16 protein-coding genes are annotated in these 17,791 nt (G+C 59.5%); 4 read left to right on the top strand and 12 right to left on the bottom strand.

Annotation, left to right across the window (positions count from 1 at the left end; genetic code table 11):
* Window positions 1-262 precede the first annotated feature (262 nt).
* The 7 genes from WAO69_RS15415 to WAO69_RS15385 form a co-directional block, all read right to left on the bottom strand.
* Window positions 263-628 (bottom strand): cupin domain-containing protein, encoded by a 366-nt coding sequence (locus WAO69_RS15415; protein ID WP_422180720.1) that lies wholly within the window; start codon window positions 626-628, stop codon window positions 263-265.
* A 112-nt stretch (window positions 629-740) separates the two neighbouring features.
* Window positions 741-986: a MoaD/ThiS family protein gene (locus WAO69_RS15410; RefSeq protein WP_422180718.1), complete on the bottom strand. Its 246-nt coding sequence runs from the start codon at window positions 984-986 to the stop codon at window positions 741-743.
* 4 nt (window positions 987-990) lie between these two features.
* Window positions 991-3,234: a xanthine dehydrogenase family protein molybdopterin-binding subunit gene (locus tag WAO69_RS15405; RefSeq protein ID WP_422180716.1), complete on the bottom strand. Its 2,244-nt coding sequence runs from the start codon at window positions 3,232-3,234 to the stop codon at window positions 991-993.
* A complete protein-coding gene (locus WAO69_RS15400) occupies window positions 3,234-3,713 on the bottom strand; it encodes a (2Fe-2S)-binding protein (RefSeq protein ID WP_422180714.1) in 480 nt (159 codons plus the stop codon). Before WAO69_RS15400 ends, WAO69_RS15405 begins: the two co-directional genes overlap by 1 nt.
* Entirely contained in the window at window positions 3,710-4,573 is an 864-nt protein-coding gene (locus WAO69_RS15395; protein ID WP_422180712.1) for an FAD binding domain-containing protein, read from the bottom strand. Before WAO69_RS15395 ends, WAO69_RS15400 begins: the two co-directional genes overlap by 4 nt.
* Before the next feature lie 71 nt (window positions 4,574-4,644).
* The gene (locus WAO69_RS15390; protein ID WP_422180710.1) at window positions 4,645-5,457 is read right to left on the bottom strand and encodes a GFA family protein; all 813 of its coding nucleotides are present in this window, start codon (window positions 5,455-5,457) and stop codon (window positions 4,645-4,647) included.
* 16 nt (window positions 5,458-5,473) lie between these two features.
* A complete protein-coding gene (locus WAO69_RS15385) occupies window positions 5,474-7,933 on the bottom strand; it encodes a GcvT family protein (RefSeq protein WP_422180708.1) in 2,460 nt (819 codons plus the stop codon).
* A gap of 189 nt (window positions 7,934-8,122) precedes the next feature.
* Between WAO69_RS15385 and WAO69_RS15380 the strand changes: the two genes are divergently transcribed.
* Entirely contained in the window at window positions 8,123-8,902 is a 780-nt protein-coding gene (locus tag WAO69_RS15380) for a methyltransferase domain-containing protein (protein ID WP_422180706.1), read from the top strand.
* Window positions 8,899-9,507 (top strand): GNAT family N-acetyltransferase, encoded by a 609-nt coding sequence (locus WAO69_RS15375; protein WP_422180704.1) that lies wholly within the window; start codon window positions 8,899-8,901, stop codon window positions 9,505-9,507. The genes WAO69_RS15380 and WAO69_RS15375 overlap by 4 nt, the downstream gene beginning before the upstream one ends.
* Here the strand turns inward: WAO69_RS15375 and WAO69_RS15370 are convergent.
* The 5 genes from WAO69_RS15370 to WAO69_RS15350 are packed head-to-tail and all read right to left on the bottom strand — an operon-like array spanning window position 9,489 to window position 16,003.
* Complete coding sequence (locus WAO69_RS15370) at window positions 9,489-10,286, bottom strand: phytanoyl-CoA dioxygenase family protein (RefSeq protein WP_422180703.1); 798 nt, start codon at window positions 10,284-10,286, stop codon at window positions 9,489-9,491. The genes WAO69_RS15375 and WAO69_RS15370 overlap by 19 nt on opposite strands.
* On the bottom strand, window positions 10,279-11,655 hold the full coding sequence (locus WAO69_RS15365) for an aminotransferase (RefSeq protein ID WP_422180701.1): 1,377 nt from the start codon (window positions 11,653-11,655) through the stop codon (window positions 10,279-10,281). Before WAO69_RS15365 ends, WAO69_RS15370 begins: the two co-directional genes overlap by 8 nt.
* An 18-nt stretch (window positions 11,656-11,673) precedes the next feature.
* A complete protein-coding gene (locus WAO69_RS15360) occupies window positions 11,674-12,852 on the bottom strand; it encodes an aminomethyltransferase family protein (RefSeq protein ID WP_422180699.1) in 1,179 nt (392 codons plus the stop codon).
* Complete coding sequence (locus WAO69_RS15355; protein WP_422180697.1) at window positions 12,849-14,369, bottom strand: phytoene desaturase family protein; 1,521 nt, start codon at window positions 14,367-14,369, stop codon at window positions 12,849-12,851. Before WAO69_RS15355 ends, WAO69_RS15360 begins: the two co-directional genes overlap by 4 nt.
* The gene (locus WAO69_RS15350; RefSeq protein ID WP_422180695.1) at window positions 14,366-16,003 is read right to left on the bottom strand and encodes a phytoene desaturase family protein; all 1,638 of its coding nucleotides are present in this window, start codon (window positions 16,001-16,003) and stop codon (window positions 14,366-14,368) included. The genes WAO69_RS15355 and WAO69_RS15350 overlap by 4 nt, the downstream gene beginning before the upstream one ends.
* A gap of 82 nt (window positions 16,004-16,085) precedes the next feature.
* Here WAO69_RS15350 and WAO69_RS15345 point away from each other — a divergent pair, with 82 nt between their 5' ends.
* Both WAO69_RS15345 and WAO69_RS15340 read left to right on the top strand, forming a co-directional pair.
* Complete coding sequence (locus tag WAO69_RS15345; RefSeq protein WP_422180693.1) at window positions 16,086-16,766, top strand: TetR family transcriptional regulator C-terminal domain-containing protein; 681 nt, start codon at window positions 16,086-16,088, stop codon at window positions 16,764-16,766.
* 180 nt (window positions 16,767-16,946) lie between these two features.
* Window positions 16,947-17,720: a lysophospholipid acyltransferase family protein gene (locus tag WAO69_RS15340; RefSeq protein ID WP_422180691.1), complete on the top strand. Its 774-nt coding sequence runs from the start codon at window positions 16,947-16,949 to the stop codon at window positions 17,718-17,720.
* The last annotated feature ends 71 nt before the right edge of the window (window positions 17,721-17,791 follow it).

Below are 17,791 nucleotides of genomic sequence, written 5' to 3'. Positions count from 1 at the left end.
AGATAACCTCGGCAAGGTCCAGCGAGAAAAAGGCGCGACTCGAGAGAAAGCTTGCGATTGCGCGCACCCAGATCGAACGCGGTGAATGGCTTTTGAAGTCTTGTCAGAGCAAATCCGAGTGAGGCGGGCAGCGCGGCCTGGTCGCTTTTGCCCATGACGAAAACTTCAAGACCAAACCGGGTATCACTGTTGCGGGGCGCGACGCTGTCTCTGGCTGACACAGCCGATAGTGTCGCCATCCTTCAACGGACCCATCCTGTCCTTAGCTGTCTGGCGCTTCGTTGATGATGTAAAGCTTGCGCAAATGTTCATGGATAACCCATTCGCCTTTCCAGCCCTTCGGAAGAACCAGAAGATCACCGGGCCCGATGTCCCGCGTACCGCTGCCATCCGCATTGGTCACCGAGGCCCGGCCCTGAATGATATGGCAATACTCACCGCCTGCGGTCCGGTCGGCTGTGAAACGTCCGGGCGTGCATTCCCAGACGCCGATATGGGTGTCGCCCTCAGGTGACGACCAAAGCGGGTTTGTCGCTTCTTTCTGACCTTCGGTCAATGTCGTCGGCTTATCGGCAAAGCTGCCAATCGGCACCGAGGCGAGTGCGGCGAAAGTTTTCAGTTCGATCATGTTCAGTCTCCAGTCGGCGGTGTTCAGTCATTCGTTACAAGGATTACGCGAAGAACCCTGCGCCAGGTCATACCAGTCGCCGGCCAATATGCGTCGCATGTTGCAGCACTTCTCAGCCGCCTTTCAATCGCGCCAGCAGCACAACCTCGCTATCCTCGCGGATCGGGGTGAACCAACTGTCATTATATACCTTGCCATCAATCGCCACCGATATGCCGCGATCAAGCTGGGGGCGCATGGACGGGTATTTGTCGGCCAACTCGTCCAGCAATTCGCGCAGGGTGCTCGCGTCGATTTCGACCTCGGTCTGATCGTCAGCCGCTGACGCGAGCGAGCCCCATATGCGGACCTGAACCACGCGATCAGCGTGCGTGAAGCGCCGCCAGCACTTTGGGCGGCGACAAAGGCAGATCGGTCATCCGGACACCCGTTGCCGCAGAAACCGCATTCGCCACCGCAGCAAGCGGCGGTACGATCGGGGTTTCGCCGACGCCGCGCACGCCGTAAGGATGGCCCGGGTTGGGGATTTCCAGAATGACCGTGTCGATCATCGGCAGATCCGAAGCGACCGGCACGCGGTAATCCAGAAAGCCTGCGTTCTGCAGCGTGCCATCCGCGCCATAGATGTATTCCTCGTTCAGCGCCCAGCCGATGCCCTGAACAGCGCCGCCCTGAAACTGACCTTCGACATAGGCCGGATGGACCGCTTTGCCGGCATCCTGAAACACCGTATAGCGCAGGATTTTCACAGAGCCGGTGTCGGGATCGACCTCGGTGTCAACGATATGGGTGCCGAAACTGACGCCAGCCCCTTCTGCATTCACCTCATGATGCCCCGCAATGGGACCACCGGTGTTGGACGCAATGCCTGCGATCTCGGCCAGCGACATCGGTGGGTGCTGGCCCGCATTCGGACCTGCGGGATGCACCGCTCCGTCTTTCCATTCCACGGCCTCTTCGTCGAGGCCCCAGACCTGTGCCACGCGGCGGCACATTTCGGCCTTGGCGGCCTGCGCGGCCTTGATCGTGGCAAGCCCCACCGCAAAGGTGACGCGCGAGCCATCTGTGACCTCGTTCTGACCCAATGAGCCGGTATCCGCGACCACGGTACGCACCTTTTCGTACGGAATGCCCAGTTCTTCTGCGGCCATCATCGACATGGACGCGCGTGAGCCACCAATGTCCGGGTTGCCTTCCGAGACTGTGACCGTCCCATCCGGAGTGATGTTCAGGCTCACGCAGGTATCGCCGCCGAAATTGAACCAGAACCCGCAGGCCACGCCGCGTCCCTGATTCTTACCCAAAGGCGCGGACCAATGCGGGTGGTCCTTGGCGGTCCGCAGTGTCGCCTCAAGCCCAATGGCAGGGTAGGTCGGTCCATAGGACGCGCGCGTGCCTTCGCGCGCGGCGTTTTTCAGGCGGACCTCAAGCGGATCAAGACCGAAGCCCTGCGCCAGTTCATCAATCGCGCTTTCCACGGCAAAGGCCGCCATTGGTGCCCCGGGCGCGCGATAGGCGGCCTGTTTGGGGCGGTTTGTGACGATGTCCCACCCTACCGTTTTGACGTTTTCGAGATCATAAGGCGCAAAGGCCGACATCGAACCCATATCTACGGGTGAACCGCCATAGGCACCGCCCTGATAGCGCAATTCCGCATAACCGGCCGTGATCGTGCCGTCCTTGGTCATGCCGATGCGCACGTCGATGGAACTGGACGCGGTCGGTCCGGTCGCGCGCAGCACTTCCGAGCGCGTCATAACCATCTTGACGGGTCGTCCGGACTTCTTGGCCAGCATCAACGCGACAGGCTCAAGAAACACGGTCGTCTTGCCGCCAAAGCCGCCGCCGATTTCCGAAGCGGTGACCCGCAGTTGCCCCTGTTCGATCCCGAGGATCTCGGCACAGACGTTGCGCGCCATGTAGTGACCTTGAGTGCAGCACCACAGATCGGCCTGCCCATCGGACCCCATCTGGGCCAGACAAGCATGGGGTTCGATGTAGCCTTGATGCGTGGCCTCGGTGCGATATGTACGCTCGACGATCCGGTCCGCCTTCGCCAGACCGGCTTCGATATCGCCATGTCCGAATTCATGGCGCGAGATCACATTGCCAGACATGCCCGCCGGTACGGTTTCGTCCGAGCGGCCCTCGTGCAGCACAGGCGCACCCGGTTTGATCGCCTCATCCACATCCGTCACATGGGGCAGCTTTTCATAAACCACATCAATCAGCTTGAGCGCAGCGCGGGCGATCTTGCCCGAAGAGGCGGCAACAGCCGCCACCGCATGCCCGTCATAAAGCGCTTTGTCACCTGCCATGCAGTTATCCAGGATATTCGCCACGAAATCGTCCTCGATCGTGCCGAAATCGGCGCGCGTGACGATGCCATGGACACCGGGCAGGGCCCGGGCTTTGGATGTGTCGATAGAGATGATCCTGGCATGGGCATGCGGGCTTCTCAGAACCAGCCCGACCAGCATTCCGGGTGCAGTGACATCGGCACCAAACCGGGCCTTGCCCGTGACCTTGTCGATCCCATCGGGGCGCAACGGACGCGTGCCGACAACCTTGAAGTCGCGCAATTCAGTTTTGCTATCGAGTGCCATTATGATGCCTCCCGCATTTCAGATGCCGCGTCCAGGACGGCGCGGATGATTTTGTCATAGCCCGTGCAGCGGCAGAGATTGCCCGCCAGCCAGTACCGGGTTTCCTCTTCGGTTGGATCCGGATTGCGCTCGAGCAGGGATTTGGCCGCGATCAACAAACCGGGCGTGCAGATCCCGCATTGCAGCGCCGCGTGTTCGATGAACTTGCGCTGCAGCGGATGCAGGGTTTCGCCTTGCGCCATGCCTTCGATGGTGCCGATCTCGCGACCTTCCGCCTCGGCGCCCAACATCAGGCATGAGCATACAAGACGGCCACCAACAGTGACCGAGCAGGCACCGCAGTCGCCCGTGCCGCAGCCCTCTTTCGATCCGGTCATGCCAAGCTGGTCGCGCAAAACGTCCAGCAAGGTGTCATCCGGCTCACACAGAAACTCTACGGGGTCGCCATTTACCGTTGTGGTAACGTGGATCTTGCTCATGTTCGGTCTCCTGCGCGTGTCTTGGCAATCAGGGCGGCGCGTTTTGCAAGAACGCCTGCCACATGGGTGCGGAACTCGACCGTTCCGCGCTTGTCGGAAATAGGCGAGGCCGCGCCAGAGCAGGCTTTGGCCAACGCCTCCAATGCTGCATCATCAAGGCTGGTGCCGATCAATGCCTGAGCGGCCTCGGGAACCTCGATCACGGTGGGGGCCACGGCACCCAGGGCAACGCTTGCATCCGTGCAGGTGCCATGTACATCCAGAGTAAGCGACACGCCACATCCGACAACCGCGATGTCCATCTCGGTGCGGGGAATGAACCGCAGATAGGCGTCGGATGCATGAGCCGGGCGCGCAGGCAGAAAGATCGACGTCACGAATTCGCCGGCGCGCAGTGAGGTCTTGCCGGGGCTTGTGGGAACGTCGGCCACAGGCACGTCGCGCACACCGTCAGGGCCTGCCAGCCGCGCAATGGCCTTGGCCGCAACCATTGCCGGTACGGAATCGGCCGCCGGAGACGCGTTGCAGAGGTTGCCCGCCATTGTGGCGCGCCCCTGGATCTGCGTCGAACCAATCAAACCGGCCGCTTCGACAACCCCCGGCCAGGCGGCAACCAGATCAGAGTCCTCTGCCATTTCAGCGCCCGAAACAGCCGCTCCGATGCGAAATCCGCCATCTTCGCGCGTGATCCGGCGCAGATCGTCGATGCGTTTGATATCCATGACCGCGTCCGGCTCGGAAAATCCCGAGCGCATGCGCACAAGCAAGTCGGTACCACCTGCCAGAATCCGGCATTCTCCGGTCTGTGTTGCCAGCATCTGCACGGCATCCTCAACGGATGTGGGTGCGAGGTATTGCATGGATGTCTCTCCTGTTTGTTCGATGGCGCGCCGAGTTCATCAGACTAGCAAATCAGTCCCGGTTTCAAGCCCTATGTCGGTTTATCAAGTGTATTTGGCCCCGCCATGTAGACGGCAATATGGCTGAAGACCGGTCCGTCAAAATCAAAGAAGTTGCAATTGGACTTGCGGGTGAGGCTTCCGTCAGTCTCGGTATTTTCAACCTTGAACTGGACCGATATGCGGTTGCCCGCCGGGTCCGGAACAAAGCGGAAATCGTGATGACGAACCGATCGATGATTTGACCACAGCCGGCGAAACATGGCGGCGATCTCGTCCCGGCCGGTCAGGATGACGCCATGGGTTTCGACGGTGAACACGCACCCGTCGCTCAGCGTCTCCAGAACGCCTTGCAGATCTTCGCCATCGACCGCCGCGAAATAGCGTTCGACAAGCGCGATCTGCTGATCCGCGCTCAGCCGGGCAGGGGCGTTCAGGTAGGGGCCTTCGGGATCGTCTTCCCATACCCGATAGCGCGGCAGGCGGTCGGCCGTGTCGATCCAGGGCAGGTGTTCGCCGTGATGGATGTGAAAGGCAGGGACAAAGCAATCCGGATCGTCCAGAGTGCCGAGCAGCAGTTCGACCAGCCCGTCACCCTCCCAGGTCATCGGCGTGCCGCAGCTTTCGCAGAACGCGCGCCCGACCTTGGGCGACGACGCAAAGCGCGGCGGGTCCGTGGGGGACCATTGCACCTGATCTTTTGCAAACCCGGCAAAGGCAACCACCGGCGCGCCGGTATGTCTGCGACAGCTTTCGCAATGGCAGATCAACTGCGCATTCGACGCGCCTGAAGCGGCATAGCGGTATTTGCCGCACATGCACCCGCCGGTCAGGGGATCTGCCATACTCATCGCCATTGCCCTAGCATTTGATTTTCTCCATCCCGGGATCATACAGCGGTTTCAACGAGGCAATCGCGGGGTATCTGACATCAGCTATCTCGATGAACCAATTGCTTTCATTTACAATTTGCGCCGTCAAGGGCTCTGAGAGTTCGGCGAATCCGATCCCCACGGCCCCGCCCAGAGAATGGCCATATCCGCCGATCTGGATATAGCCGACCTGTTTGTCCCCCAGATAGATCATCTCATTACCATAGATCAGAGGCTCGGGATCTTTCAGCAGGAATTGCAGCATCCGGGTCTTGGGCGTGCCCTGCGCCTTGATCTGGGCCAGCGCATCGCGACCAATGAACCCACCGGGCTTGTCCAGCTTTACCGCAAAGCCAAGACCGGCCTCGATCGGATTATCTGTGTTATCCACGTCAAGTCCGAAATCGCGATAGGCTTTCTCAAGGCGCAAGGAATTCAGCGTCTGCATCCCCGCGTCACGCAGGCCCAGATCGGCCCCGGCCTGTTTGATCAGGTCATAGGTCTGCACCGCATGAACCGTCGGGACATGCAGCTCCCAACCCAGCTCGCCGATGAAGGTCACCCGATAGGCCAGCACATTGGCATAGCCCACGTCGATCTCGCGCGCGGACATGAAGGGGAAGCCCTCGTTCGACAGATCCGCGCCGGAAATCCGCTGCAACAGCTCCCTGGATTTGGGTCCGTGCACGTTGATCTGCGTGCGCGCAAAGGTGACATCCGTGATCACCACGAACTCCCCGTCCTCGATATGGCGCCGCATCCGCATCTCGGTGTGCCCGTGAGAGTTTTCGCCCACAACAACCATGTATTTGTCCTGCGCCAGACGCGTCACCGTCAGATCCGCCTCAAAGCCACCACGCTCATTGGTCCAGGCTGTATAGACGACGCGCCCCAGTTCTACATCGACCTCGTTGCACGACAGGCGAGACATCAGCGCGCAGGCATGCGGGCCTTCGACCAAGAAACAGGACATGGTCGACATATCCATGACAATCACGTCTTCGCGCGCGGCGCGGTGTTCTTCTGCGTGCCAGTCAAACCAGTTCTGACGAAACCAGCTGAGTTTCTCGATCTTGGCCTGTTCCGGCGTCGGGGCGAACCAATCGGGCATTTCCCACCCGTGCCCTTCGGCGAAATAGGCTCCGTTCGCTTTCAGCCGGTCATGCAGAACAGATCGCTTCACGTCCCGCGCCGTCTTGAACCCTTCATTATGGAAGTGCTGGCCAAAAAGCTTGCCCAGCAGTTCCGGCGTGCGATCCCGGCGGAACGCTGGCGTGGCTTCGCATTTTGTGAACCGGTTCACGTTGATCCCGGTCACGTCGATGGGCGGCAGGCCATCCACGATCCAGTGGGCCAGCGTCATGCCTGTGCCCGCACCGTTCAGAATGCCCAGCGAATTCATCCCGCAGGCCACCCACAGATTGCGCAACTCGGGCGTCGGACCGACCAGGGGGGCCAAATCCGGCGCAAAGCTTTCAGGCCCGCAGAAGAGCTTCTTTACCCCGTAATTCATCGTCTCGGGCACGCGGGAATAGGCCTTTTCAAGATCCGGGCCGACGCGGTCCCAATCAGGCTCGATCTCACCGAACTGGAAGTCATCCGGGATGCCGTCCAGTTTCCAGGCGGCCGCGCCGGGTTCAAACAGACCCAGCATCATGCCGCCCACTTCCTCGCGGTAATAGGTATAGGTCGACGGGTCTTCCAGCACCGGCAGGTCGCGCGGAAGGCCCGGTATGCTTTCGGTAATTAGGTAATAATGTTCAGCAGCTTGCAGCGGCAAGTTCACGCCATGCTTTTCGCCCAGTTGACGCGACCACATGCCTCCGCAAATCACCACGTTCTCGGCCGTTATCACCTGACCATCCGCGGTGCGCACACCAGTGGCGGTTGCATTCTTGGCCAGGATCTCGTCGACCCGCACACCCTCGAAGATACGCGCGCCACCCATACGCGCGCCCTTGGCCAGCGACATGGTCAGATCGACAGGGTTGGCACGCCCATCCTCGGGAATGTAGAACGCACCGACCACATCCGACAGATCGCCGATGGGGAACATGTCCTGGGCTTCCCTGACCGACACCTCGTGATTGTTGATCCCGAACCGCCGCATGAACGCCGCCACGCGCCGCATCTCATGAAGGCGCTCTTGATTGGTTGCAATCTGCAGATACCCGACTTCGCGAAACCCGGTAGGCAGACCCGTCTCGGCCTCGAGATTGGCATAAAGATCTCGCCCATGCGTATAAATCGCGCATTCCGCTTCCGACTTCAGAAGCCCCGCCACGATCAGACCCGCCGCATGCCAGGTCGTGCCCGAGGTCAGTTGACCCTGTTCCAGCACAACCACATCCCGATGGCCCAACTTGGTCAGGTGATAGGCGGTGTTTGTCCCGATCGACCCGCCTCCGATGATCACGGTCTGGGCATGGCGGGGCAGGGTATCCGACATGACAACTCTCCAGTCAAATGTGGTTTTACCGAATCCCTATCAACTGGTTGTCAGCAATTCAATTGATTGAATGACCATTCAGTGGGCAAATGTCATTTTATGCCTGACCTGCTTGCAAAAAGGGCTTGTGGCACAGGATCAAAGCCTCAATGATCATCACGGGGCACGGCAGAAAAAGGGAAGATCACCATGTCAGACGAAGATCTTTACGACACCCAGCACATTGATTTCCTGGAAGAGATGTGGGGCGAAGGTTTCCTGTCTCCCGGCGGCATGGAGGAGGTCGCGCGCGTCCTTGAGGGGGTGGATGTCAAAGGCAAACATGTCATGGATATCGGCTGTGGTTCCGGAGCGATCGCGGTGATACTTGTGCGCGATCGTGGTGCGGCCCATGTCACGGGGATCGACGTCGAAGACCCCGTCTGCACCGCAGCCCGCGCCCGGGCAGAGGCCGCAGGCCTGACCAACAAGATCGGGATCGTCAAAGTTGTTCCCGGCCCGTTTCCCTTTGAAGAAGGCACGTTCGATGTGGTCTTTTCCAAGGATTCCATTCTTCATATCCCGGACAAGACCGCCATGGCAGCGGATGCGTTTCGTGTTCTGAAGCCCGGTGGACAGTTTGCGGCCTCGGACTGGCTGATTTCACATGACGCAGAACCCTCCCAAGAAATGGCGGATTACATCAAGTCCGAAGCGCTGGATTTTGCCATGGCCTCTCCTAAAAGCTATGCCAAGGCCATGGAGGATGCAGGCTTTGTCGACATCGAACTGGTCAACCGGAACCGATGGTATGCCAAGGTGGCAGCGCAGGAACATGCCGAACTTACCGGCCCCAACCGAGCCCGCTGGGAAGAGCGGCACGGCAAGGACTTTATCGCCCATCAGATCGGAACCTGGGAAAAACTGGTTGGCGTTCTGAAAAAGGGCGAGCATTGCCCCCATCATATCCGGGGACGCAAACCTTCATGATCTCGCCGCTGCCCGAAAAGGATCTGATACTGGAGACCGAGCGTCTGTGGCTCAGACCCTTTGGGGCAGAAGACGAAGACATCGCGCAGGCGGTGCTTTGCGACCCCGAGGTGATGAAATACGTGGCCGATCCCATGACGCCCGAGGCCGTGCATGAGCATATGTCGCATGCCGTCAAACGCGGGGCAGGCGGGCGCATCGGGATCTGGGCGGTCACGCGCAAGGATACTGGCCAGAAGATCGGAGATGGAGTCCTGACGCCGATCCCCATTGAAGGATCGGACATGGATTGGTTGCAGGTCGTACCGGATGCCTATCCGCAGGATGAGATCGAAGTCGGGTATATGCTGCGCCCCTCCGCCTGGGGGCAAGGTTATGCCACCGAGATCTGCAAGCGTCTCTTGCGGTTCGGATTTGAAAAGACCGCGCTGGACAAGATCGTTGCCTGCACGGATCTCGACAACGTCAAATCACAGCATGTTCTGACCAAGGCCGGCATGCGCGGCTTTGGCTTGGGGCGCGCCTATGGAGAGGCGGTGTCATGGTTTGAACTGACCCGTTCCCAATGGCGCGCCCTGAGCACGGCTCAGGAATCAAACCAATAGCCATCCGGATCGCCCGGATACACGCCCAGATAACGCCCATGCGCGGCATATCCCATCAATCGGCGGATCGGCTCGGGATAACTGTCGGCCATGTCGCGCGGAACCGCCAGATACTGGTTTTCTTCCTGACGCAGCCAGCCCAGCGAATAGGTGGTTATCAGACCTGTGCGCACAGCATCGGACTGGTTGGCTCCGCCTGCATGGATCGTGCTGCCCAGATAGAACAGGATCGACCCGCGGGACATGCTTGCCTGGGTGATGTCATCCTCGCTCACGGCATCAAAGGGACGCAAATCCTGAGAACCCGGAACTACCCGGGTGGCTCCGTTCTGCTCGTTGAAATCGGTAAGTGCGACCATGGCGGAAAACTGGAATTCGACGCCGGGAATGCGGATCGGATAGAAATCGTCGTCGCGGTGCAGTTGCTGCGCCTTTTCGCCGGGATGGATCTCGATGGCGGTGGAAGAGCCGATGCGATAGGTCTTGCAGTGCCGCTTGAGCACAAGATCAGCCACCCCCATGACCAGAGGGTGCCCCAGAATGTCAGCCGACGCACGGCTGAAGCCCAGAACGGCACCAAGGCGGCGCGTCTTGTAGCCATTGAAATCATTGGCGAACTTGTGACCCTGTTCATCAAACGGGCCCTGGAAATCAGCCAGAACAGTTTCCAGCAGAGTTTCGGGTATTGCGCTCTCGACGATGGCACCGCCCTCGTTCAGCAAGGTGGTCGCAACGGTCTGCGCTGATGCATCAGCGGGTAAACGGGTAATCTCAGGCATTGTACTGCGCACTCAGCTTGGTCAAGCCGGCCTCCATAATGTCAAACATCTCGTTGATTTCTGCTTCCGTGATGATCAGAGGCGGGGAAAACACCGCCATGTTTCCAAACGGGCGCAACAAGAGGCCCATCTCTTCGCAGGCATCATCCAGTTTCTGACCGAACTGGAGATGCGCGTCATAGGTCTGGCGCTCGAGGTCCGGGCGGCATTCGATGCAGCCCAGCAGACCTTCCCCACGCACATCGCCAACGATATCGAACTTTTCGCCAATCTCGCGCAACCGGCTCTGAAAAAGCGGCGTGACCCTGCGGACATGGCCCAGAATGTCTTCGCGTTCCATGATCTCGATATTCGTGAGGGCCGCAACACAACTCACCGGATGACCCGAATAGGTATAGCCGTTGTAAAAGACGTCATCGCCCTCGGCACCGGCCATCCGTTCCATCAACGCATCCGACAGGATACAGGCCCCAAGCGGCAAATAGCCCGACGTCAGCCCTTTTGCGCAGGTGATGATGTCCGGCACGATGCCGTAAACATCTTCCGAGGCGAACCAATGGCCCAGCCGGCCAAAGCCCGTGACGACTTCATCCGAAATGTACAGGATATCATGGGACGTGCAGATATCTCGCGTGCGCTTGTGATACCCGGGAGGCGGAACGATCACACCGCCCGAACACAGGATCGGTTCGGCGATGAACGCCCCGACCTGATCGGCACCGACGTCGGCGATCATCTTTTCCAGATCATCGATCTTTTCATCGCACCAGGCCTCCAAACTCATGCCCTTGGGACGATGATAGGGGTTCACATCTGGCAAAAACCGAACAATATCAGCGTTGTCAAACTTGGTCTTAAAGCGCTCCTTGCCGGTCACCGACGAGGCGAGATACGTCGATCCGTGATATCCCTTTTCCCGGGCAATCACGATTTTCTTGTCGGGCCGTCCCAGCCGGTTGTTCAGGAACTGTACCGCGCGCAACGCGGTATCAACGGCCGTTGAACCGCCGGTGGTGAAATGCACGGTGTTCAGATCACCCGGTGTCATGTCCGCGATCTTCTTGGCCAGCTCCGCCGCAGGTCCGGTGGTGAAGGACCATGGTGAGGCATAGGGCATTGCCACTACCTGACGCGCAATCGACTCAGCCATCTCTTCGCGCCCATAACCGATCTGCACGCACCACATGCCACCCGGACCATCAATGTATTTCTTGCCTTGATCGTCCCAGACATAAATGCCGCTGGCGGTGTTGACGCGCATGTATTCATCATTGCGCCACCCGTCCATGCCCGCCCAAGGGTGCAGGTTGTGTTCCCGATCCCAGTCGGTGAGTTCTTCGTCACTGGGTGTGTTGGCAAGATCGTTCATGTCTTTCTCCTGTTCGGATCACGTTCGGGCGGGTGGCGTTGCTCGGGCGCGCGGCGGAGCAAAGAAGGCGGTCTTGACAGGTGTCAAACGCACCATGCGCGTGTCCCATTTGCCTTCCTGCAACGTATATATCTCGGCCCAGAGATCTGCGGGTCGCTTACCGGCCCAGGGCATCTTTACATGTGCCAAAGCGATGTTGCGTTTTGCAGTCGGGGACCAGATGCCCGAGGTGATATGTCCGACCTCGCGGGTTTTCTTGTGATACACCAAAGCGCTATTGGCCGGCTTGAAACCTTCTACATCAAACTTCATCAACAGGCTGCGTGGAGTCTTGCGCGCATTCAACAATGCGCGGCGCCCGTTGAAATGGCCCTTTTCAAGATCCACCAGACGCCCCAAACCGAGCTCATAGGGCGTAGAGCCACGATGCAGCCGTTCGGTCGCGTGGATCGGCTGAAAGTCGACGCCAGCGGTGATGAACCCTGCTTCAAGACGGGCATAATCCAGCGCCTCATAGCCGATACCGCGCAGCCCCCAGAGAGCGCCTGCTCTCCAGAGGCGGTCCCACACCGACAGCGCGGCGTCCCAGTCCATCCAGATTTCATAGCCAAGATCACCGGTAAACCCGGTGCGTGAGATCATCAGACCCGGTTCGATCTCGGCCAGATCAAAGGGCTTGAGATGCGCCACATCCAGACCCGCGCTCTCAAGCACGGCAAATGACGATGGGCCCTGCAAGGCGAACCCGGCAATCAGATCGCTTTCATCGACGATCTCGACGTCGAATCCCCAGGCCGCATCCAAAAGCCAGATAAGCATCGGCTCCTGACAGCACAGACGCCAGTCGGATTCTCCCAGGCGGAAGAGGGTGCCATCATCAATGACCATTCCGTCCTCGTCGCACCAAAGCGTATAGCCGACGCGCCCGCTGCGGATCTTGGTGATATCGCGTGTCATCACCCGATTGAGCATCTCGCCAGCCTTAGGGCCACGAATGCGATACTTGTGCATGGGCGATACATCGAAGATCGCAGCCTGATTGCGCAGGGCGAAATACTCGAATTCCATTGTGTCCAGCACGGATGGTGCCGCATAGCCGGCCCAGTTGTACCAGCTCTTTGCACGGTTCAACGTGTCCAGGCGCGCATGGACCGGGCTTTCCATCATGGCCAGTTTTGGATCGGTCATCACGCTCATGCCATATCCTCCAACGCCTTGAGCGCCGCATTGCGCCCCGCCAGCCCGATCAGATCGCCGCCGGGGTGAGAGGATGCTCCGCAAAGATACAGACCCTTCGGCCCCATCGCGTAGCGCCCGATGCCATTGGCCGGACGCAGGGTCAAAACTTGGTCCATCGTCATTTCCGCATGATGCCAATGGCCGCCCGGAGCACCTGTTTCGGCCTCGATCTGATCGGGCGTGATCACCTCGGCGCTCTCAACCAGCCCGCCCAGACCAGGCATGCTGGCCTCCAGTGCCGCAAGGGTTATCTTCAGCAGCCTGTCTTTTGCAGCTTTGCTCCAGCCACCCTCCAGATCGACGGGCGCGTATTGCACGATTGCCGAAAGGCGCGCGTCATCGGTCAGGATGGCCTCGATCACCGGCTGCTCGGACATTTCGCGGTACTTGGATGGATTGAAGGCGCGTTCGACGTAATCCGCGCTGGGGGCAAGAACAAAACGGGCCGCGCCCAGATCATCCGGCAAGCCCGGAATTGTCGGAGCGGCCTTGAGCGTCAGGTTCACCTTCGCAGCGGTTCCCCGCGCGCGGATATTGCGCATGCGGCGGGTCGCTTCGACATCAAATTGTGCGAAACCGGTCATTTCTGCGATTTTGAGCGCGCCCGTGCTGGACAGGATCGTTCCTGCGCTCAAGCTCTCGCCCTGGCTGGTTTCAACACCTGTGACAGCGTCCCCTTCGCTCAGGATGCGGGCAACCGATGCGCCGGTTCTGATCTCGACACCGGCCTTGGTGGCCGCCTGGGCAAAAGCATCGATGACGCTGCCCATACCGTCTGTCGGCAGTTGCGTCTCTGCGCCATGTCCCATGCGATAGATCAGGCTGAACACCGTGCCCGGCGACCGCGGGCCAGCCGCGGCCCCGCGCACCGCATCTGCGGCCAGAAGACCTGCAAGGGGGCCGTCCTTGAGCTCGTCCAGGATCATGTCGAACGCGTTGGACAGCAGCACCTGCAGAAAACGGCGCAATTCCGGCTTGTCCATCCGCTTGATATCCAGCCCCAGACGACCCAGCCGCCAGAGTTGCTTGAGAGACGCTTTGGATGTCAGCCCCCCGTCCAGCCCCGGGGGCGGACCTTCGGCCAGTTGACGCAAAAGCGCGCCATATTGCTTGAGACGGTGCATCAGCGCGCGATAGGTATCGGCCTCAGGATGGGCCGAACCATCGCTGAAGCTGACGGTCGAGCCGCGCACGACAACATGTTTAGCGTCCGCAGACAGAACTACAGTTGGAAGCGGGGTCGTGGCAAAGGGCCATTTATGGGCATCCATGCCGATTTCGCGACGCACGACCGGGCTCAGGTTATAGAGCAGATGCGCAATGCGTGACTGGCCATCGGCTCCCGCAGCGGCCATGCCACCGAGACGGTCCGATTGCTCGATCAAACAGACCTTCTTGCCTTTGCGCGCCAATATGGTGGCTGCGACCAGACCGTTCAGCCCGCCGCCGATGACAAGGACATCATGCTTGCTCATGCGGCATACCCTTTCATACGGGTATGCCTGGCTTCGCGCCGGATGATCGTGCGCGCCGCATTGGCACCAGGCGCCCCCATGACGCCGCCACCGGGATGCGAGGATGAGCCACACATGTAAAGCCCGGCAATAGGCGAGTCATATTGCGCATAGCCCGGCACGGGCCGGTTGAAGAACAACTGGTCAAAGGTCAGCTCACCCTGAAAGATGTTACCTTCCGTCAGGCCGACTTCACGCTCGATATCCAGAGGCGAGCGGACTTCCATGTGAACGATGCGCTCGCGGATATCAGGGCAAGCCACCGACATCTGATCCAGCACGGCCTCGGACATTTTCTTGCGTTGGGCGTCATCCCAGTTCTGACCCGAGCGTTTTCCGTTCACCTCGAGGTCATAGGGCGCGTATTGCACGAATACCGTCATCATGTGACTGCCCGGAGGGGCCATGGTCGGGTCGATCTGGCTGGGGATCAGCATGTCGATATAGGGCTTTTTCGAAACATGACCGTTCTTCCAGTCGTCATAGGCCCGCTCCAGTTCCCACAGGCTTTGGGATGCGTGCATGTCGCCGCGCAGGAAACTGGCATGGGCCGGGGCCGCGGGAAAATCGGGCATGCGGTCCAGCGCGATGTTCAGCTTGGCGGATGATCCGCGTATCTTGAACCGCTCGACAGCCTTGGTGAATTCAAGGGGCAGGGCATAGCGGTCCACATGTTTCAGGAAGGTGCGCTTGACGTCCATGTTGGACACAACGACGGGCGCGAAAAACTCCTTGCCATCTTCCAGCGCCACGCCGGTAACGCGGCCGTCCTTGATCAAGAACTGTTCGACGCCCGAGCCTTTGTGGATGGTCCCGCCAGCCGCTTCAAATGACGCGCCCAAGGCGTTTGAGATCGCGCCCATTCCGCCGCGCGCAAAACCCCAAGCCCCGATACCGCCGTCGATATCGCCCATGTAATGATGCAACAGCACATAGGCCGTACCCGGAGAATAGACCCCAAGGCCGGTGCCGATAATGCCGGAACCGGCAAGATGCGCCTTGATCAGGTCATTCTCGAAGTGCTCGTCCAGAAAATCACCGATGGACATGGTCCAGAAGCGCAGCGTTTCGCCAAGTTCCTTCTTGCCCAGCCCATGAGCCTTTTTGACCAGATAGGCCATTTCGCCCAGATCACGCGGCCTCAAGGATGCAGGATCGGGCGCATCGCGCAGCAGAAACGGCCGGATGAAACGGCATTGACGCATGATCGCCTGAGAATAGGCCTGATATGCATCCGCATCGCGCGGCGAATGGCGGGCCATCTCGCGGCGCAGCGCATGATGATCCGAGTAATAGGCAAAATAGTCGCCATCCCGGGTAAAGCTTGCACCGCCCTCGTAGGGAATGACCTGCAGACCGTATTTCGGCAAATCAAGGTCGCGCGCGATCTCACGCCGCAAGAGCGAGCACACATAAGAGCAGTTGGAATAAGTCCAGCCATCATGCAGCGATCGGCTGACAGCAGCCCCACCGATCCAGTCGTTTTTCTCAACGATCAGCACCTGAAGACCGGCGCGCGCCAGATAGGCAGCGGTGGTCAATCCATTGTGGCCTGCTCCGGCAACAATCACATCATACGAATTTTTCAGCGTCATGGCATCTTGGATAACGAAGCGCGAGGACCTCGTAAAGTTTTTTTGAGCGCTCAAATAAATTTAATGCAGAGGATTTCGTGATATGATTAACTCTGCTACACACCCGCTCAGAGCAGGGGAGGTCGAACTGATCCAAACAGAGGTGAAAAAGCCGCGCAAAGAGCGCAAGGAAAATGCCGATAAGCGCAGGCGCCAGCTTCTGGAAGCTGCGCGGCGGTCCATTCTGCGACATGGGCTGGCAAAGACCACGCTGGCCACTGTGGCGCAAGAGGCAGGGCTGAGCCAGGGCGTGGCGGTATTTTACTTCAAATCCAAGTCCGGCCTGCTGACCGAGACGCTGCGCGATCTGTATCAGGGATATGAATCCTTGTGGACGGACGCGGTTGAGCAGGCGGGGGATGATCCACGCGCTCGATTGTTGGCAATCCTTGAAGCGGATTTCAAACCCGCCGCCTGCGGCCCTGATGTTTTGCCTCTCTGGTTTGCGTTCTGGGGAGAATTGCGGTTCTCGGATACCTTTGCCGAAGTGGCGGACAGCTTTGATGAACGCCGCCGTTTTGCCCTGTCAGAGGTCTGGCGCAGCCTGTTGCCCGGAGCCAGCGTTCAGGAGGCCGAACAGATGGCCGAATGGATGGACACGATGACGGATGGGTACTGGCAGCGTCTGCATGTGACGCCCGAAACCCTTGATAACGCAGGTGCCATGGAGGCGACGCTGGCTTGTCTTGCGCGGCTTGTGCCTGATCTGGAGCAGCCGGTCTGACATTCAGATACCTCGGGCTGCCCCGAGGTAAGGTTTTTGCATTGAGTTGCCTGCACATTTGTTGAATACGTCGGCCAGATTGTGACGGCGCTCCGTCATGTCCGGTGTTTGTCATGACGCTGAACGTCTCATTTCATGGCCCCACGCCCCGCATCGGGGGCAAAGAGGCCAAAGGTTCTCATGACACACAGCACGGATTTGAGCAAAACCGCCACCGCCGCGATTGATCCATTGCCGATCCGGCTGATCAAGCGGGTTTTGCTGGTCGTGCTGGGACCGTTCTATTTTCTCTATATCGCTTTCGTTCCGCTGATCTGTGTCGGTCGCAAAGGCTTTCGCGGGTGGTATTGGCGTACGGTCAAGCGGGCCTGCTCGCGACTGTTGTGGCTGCTGAGCATCCGGGTGGATATGTCCGATGCCAACAAGGCGGAGCTGAGGGGCGACACCGACAGCATCATCGTGATCAACCATCGCAGCCATCTGGATGGTTTTACACTGATGGATGTGATGCCGGACGAAAAATGGTTCACCTTTGCTGCCAAGAAAGAGCTGTGCGATTCCCCCTTGCTGCGGACCGGGTTCACCGGTGCCGGGCTGGTCGAGATCGACCGCAAAAGCGGCAGCGTGGCGATGGATACGCTGAGCAAGGCGGTCAAGGACATGCCCGCGCGGCGCTCTGTGGTTCTGTTTCCCGAAGGCACGCGGACGAAGACACAGTCTCTGGGCGAATTCAAAGCCGGGGCCGTGCTGGTGGCCCGTGACACAGGCCGGACAATCCGGCCGATCATCATTCACGACAGCGACCTGTTGCTGCCCCGTGGTCGTTTCCTGCCCAAAAGCGGGACAATCCGGGTTGAGGCGCTAGCCTCTTTTCACTGTGATCCAGAGGCCAGCGTGGATGAAGACCTGGCCCGCCTGCGCGCATACATGATGGCGGTTTTCGACAGCAATTAGAACGCGTTATGGAGCGCGCTTGATCTGAATTTCAAACAGATCTCAGCGCGCTCCGCATGACGGCACCCTAG

Source organism: Aestuariivita sp., assembly GCF_049276915.1.
Lineage (GTDB): Bacteria > Pseudomonadota > Alphaproteobacteria > Rhodobacterales > Rhodobacteraceae > Aestuariivita.
The sequence above is the reverse complement of the archived record's forward strand: the minus strand, read 5'-3'. Positions and strand labels throughout refer to the sequence as shown.

Bases quoted from the DNA above. Each gene is read 5' to 3' on its own strand.
- WAO69_RS15380 (WP_422180706.1), top strand. From the start codon at position 8,123: ATGTCAGACGAAGATCTTTACGACACCCAGCACATTGATTTCCTGGAA.
- WAO69_RS15400 (WP_422180714.1), bottom strand. From the start codon at position 3,713: ATGAGCAAGATCCACGTTACCACAACGGTAAATGGCGACCCCGTAGAG.
- WAO69_RS15360 (WP_422180699.1), bottom strand. From the start codon at position 12,852: ATGAGCGTGATGACCGATCCAAAACTGGCCATGATGGAAAGCCCGGTC.
- WAO69_RS15390 (WP_422180710.1), bottom strand. From the start codon at position 5,457: ATGGCAGATCCCCTGACCGGCGGGTGCATGTGCGGCAAATACCGCTAT.
- WAO69_RS15375 (WP_422180704.1), top strand. From the start codon at position 8,899: ATGATCTCGCCGCTGCCCGAAAAGGATCTGATACTGGAGACCGAGCGT.
- WAO69_RS15405 (WP_422180716.1), bottom strand. From the start codon at position 3,234: ATGGCACTCGATAGCAAAACTGAATTGCGCGACTTCAAGGTTGTCGGC.
- WAO69_RS15370 (WP_422180703.1), bottom strand. From the start codon at position 10,286: ATGCCTGAGATTACCCGTTTACCCGCTGATGCATCAGCGCAGACCGTT.
- WAO69_RS15415 (WP_422180720.1), bottom strand. From the start codon at position 628: ATGATCGAACTGAAAACTTTCGCCGCACTCGCCTCGGTGCCGATTGGC.
- WAO69_RS15340 (WP_422180691.1), top strand. From the start codon at position 16,947: ATGACACACAGCACGGATTTGAGCAAAACCGCCACCGCCGCGATTGAT.
- WAO69_RS15365 (WP_422180701.1), bottom strand. From the start codon at position 11,655: ATGAACGATCTTGCCAACACACCCAGTGACGAAGAACTCACCGACTGG.
- WAO69_RS15345 (WP_422180693.1), top strand. From the start codon at position 16,086: ATGATTAACTCTGCTACACACCCGCTCAGAGCAGGGGAGGTCGAACTG.
- WAO69_RS15355 (WP_422180697.1), bottom strand. From the start codon at position 14,369: ATGAGCAAGCATGATGTCCTTGTCATCGGCGGCGGGCTGAACGGTCTG.
- WAO69_RS15350 (WP_422180695.1), bottom strand. From the start codon at position 16,003: ATGACGCTGAAAAATTCGTATGATGTGATTGTTGCCGGAGCAGGCCAC.
- WAO69_RS15395 (WP_422180712.1), bottom strand. From the start codon at position 4,573: ATGCAATACCTCGCACCCACATCCGTTGAGGATGCCGTGCAGATGCTG.
- WAO69_RS15385 (WP_422180708.1), bottom strand. From the start codon at position 7,933: ATGTCGGATACCCTGCCCCGCCATGCCCAGACCGTGATCATCGGAGGC.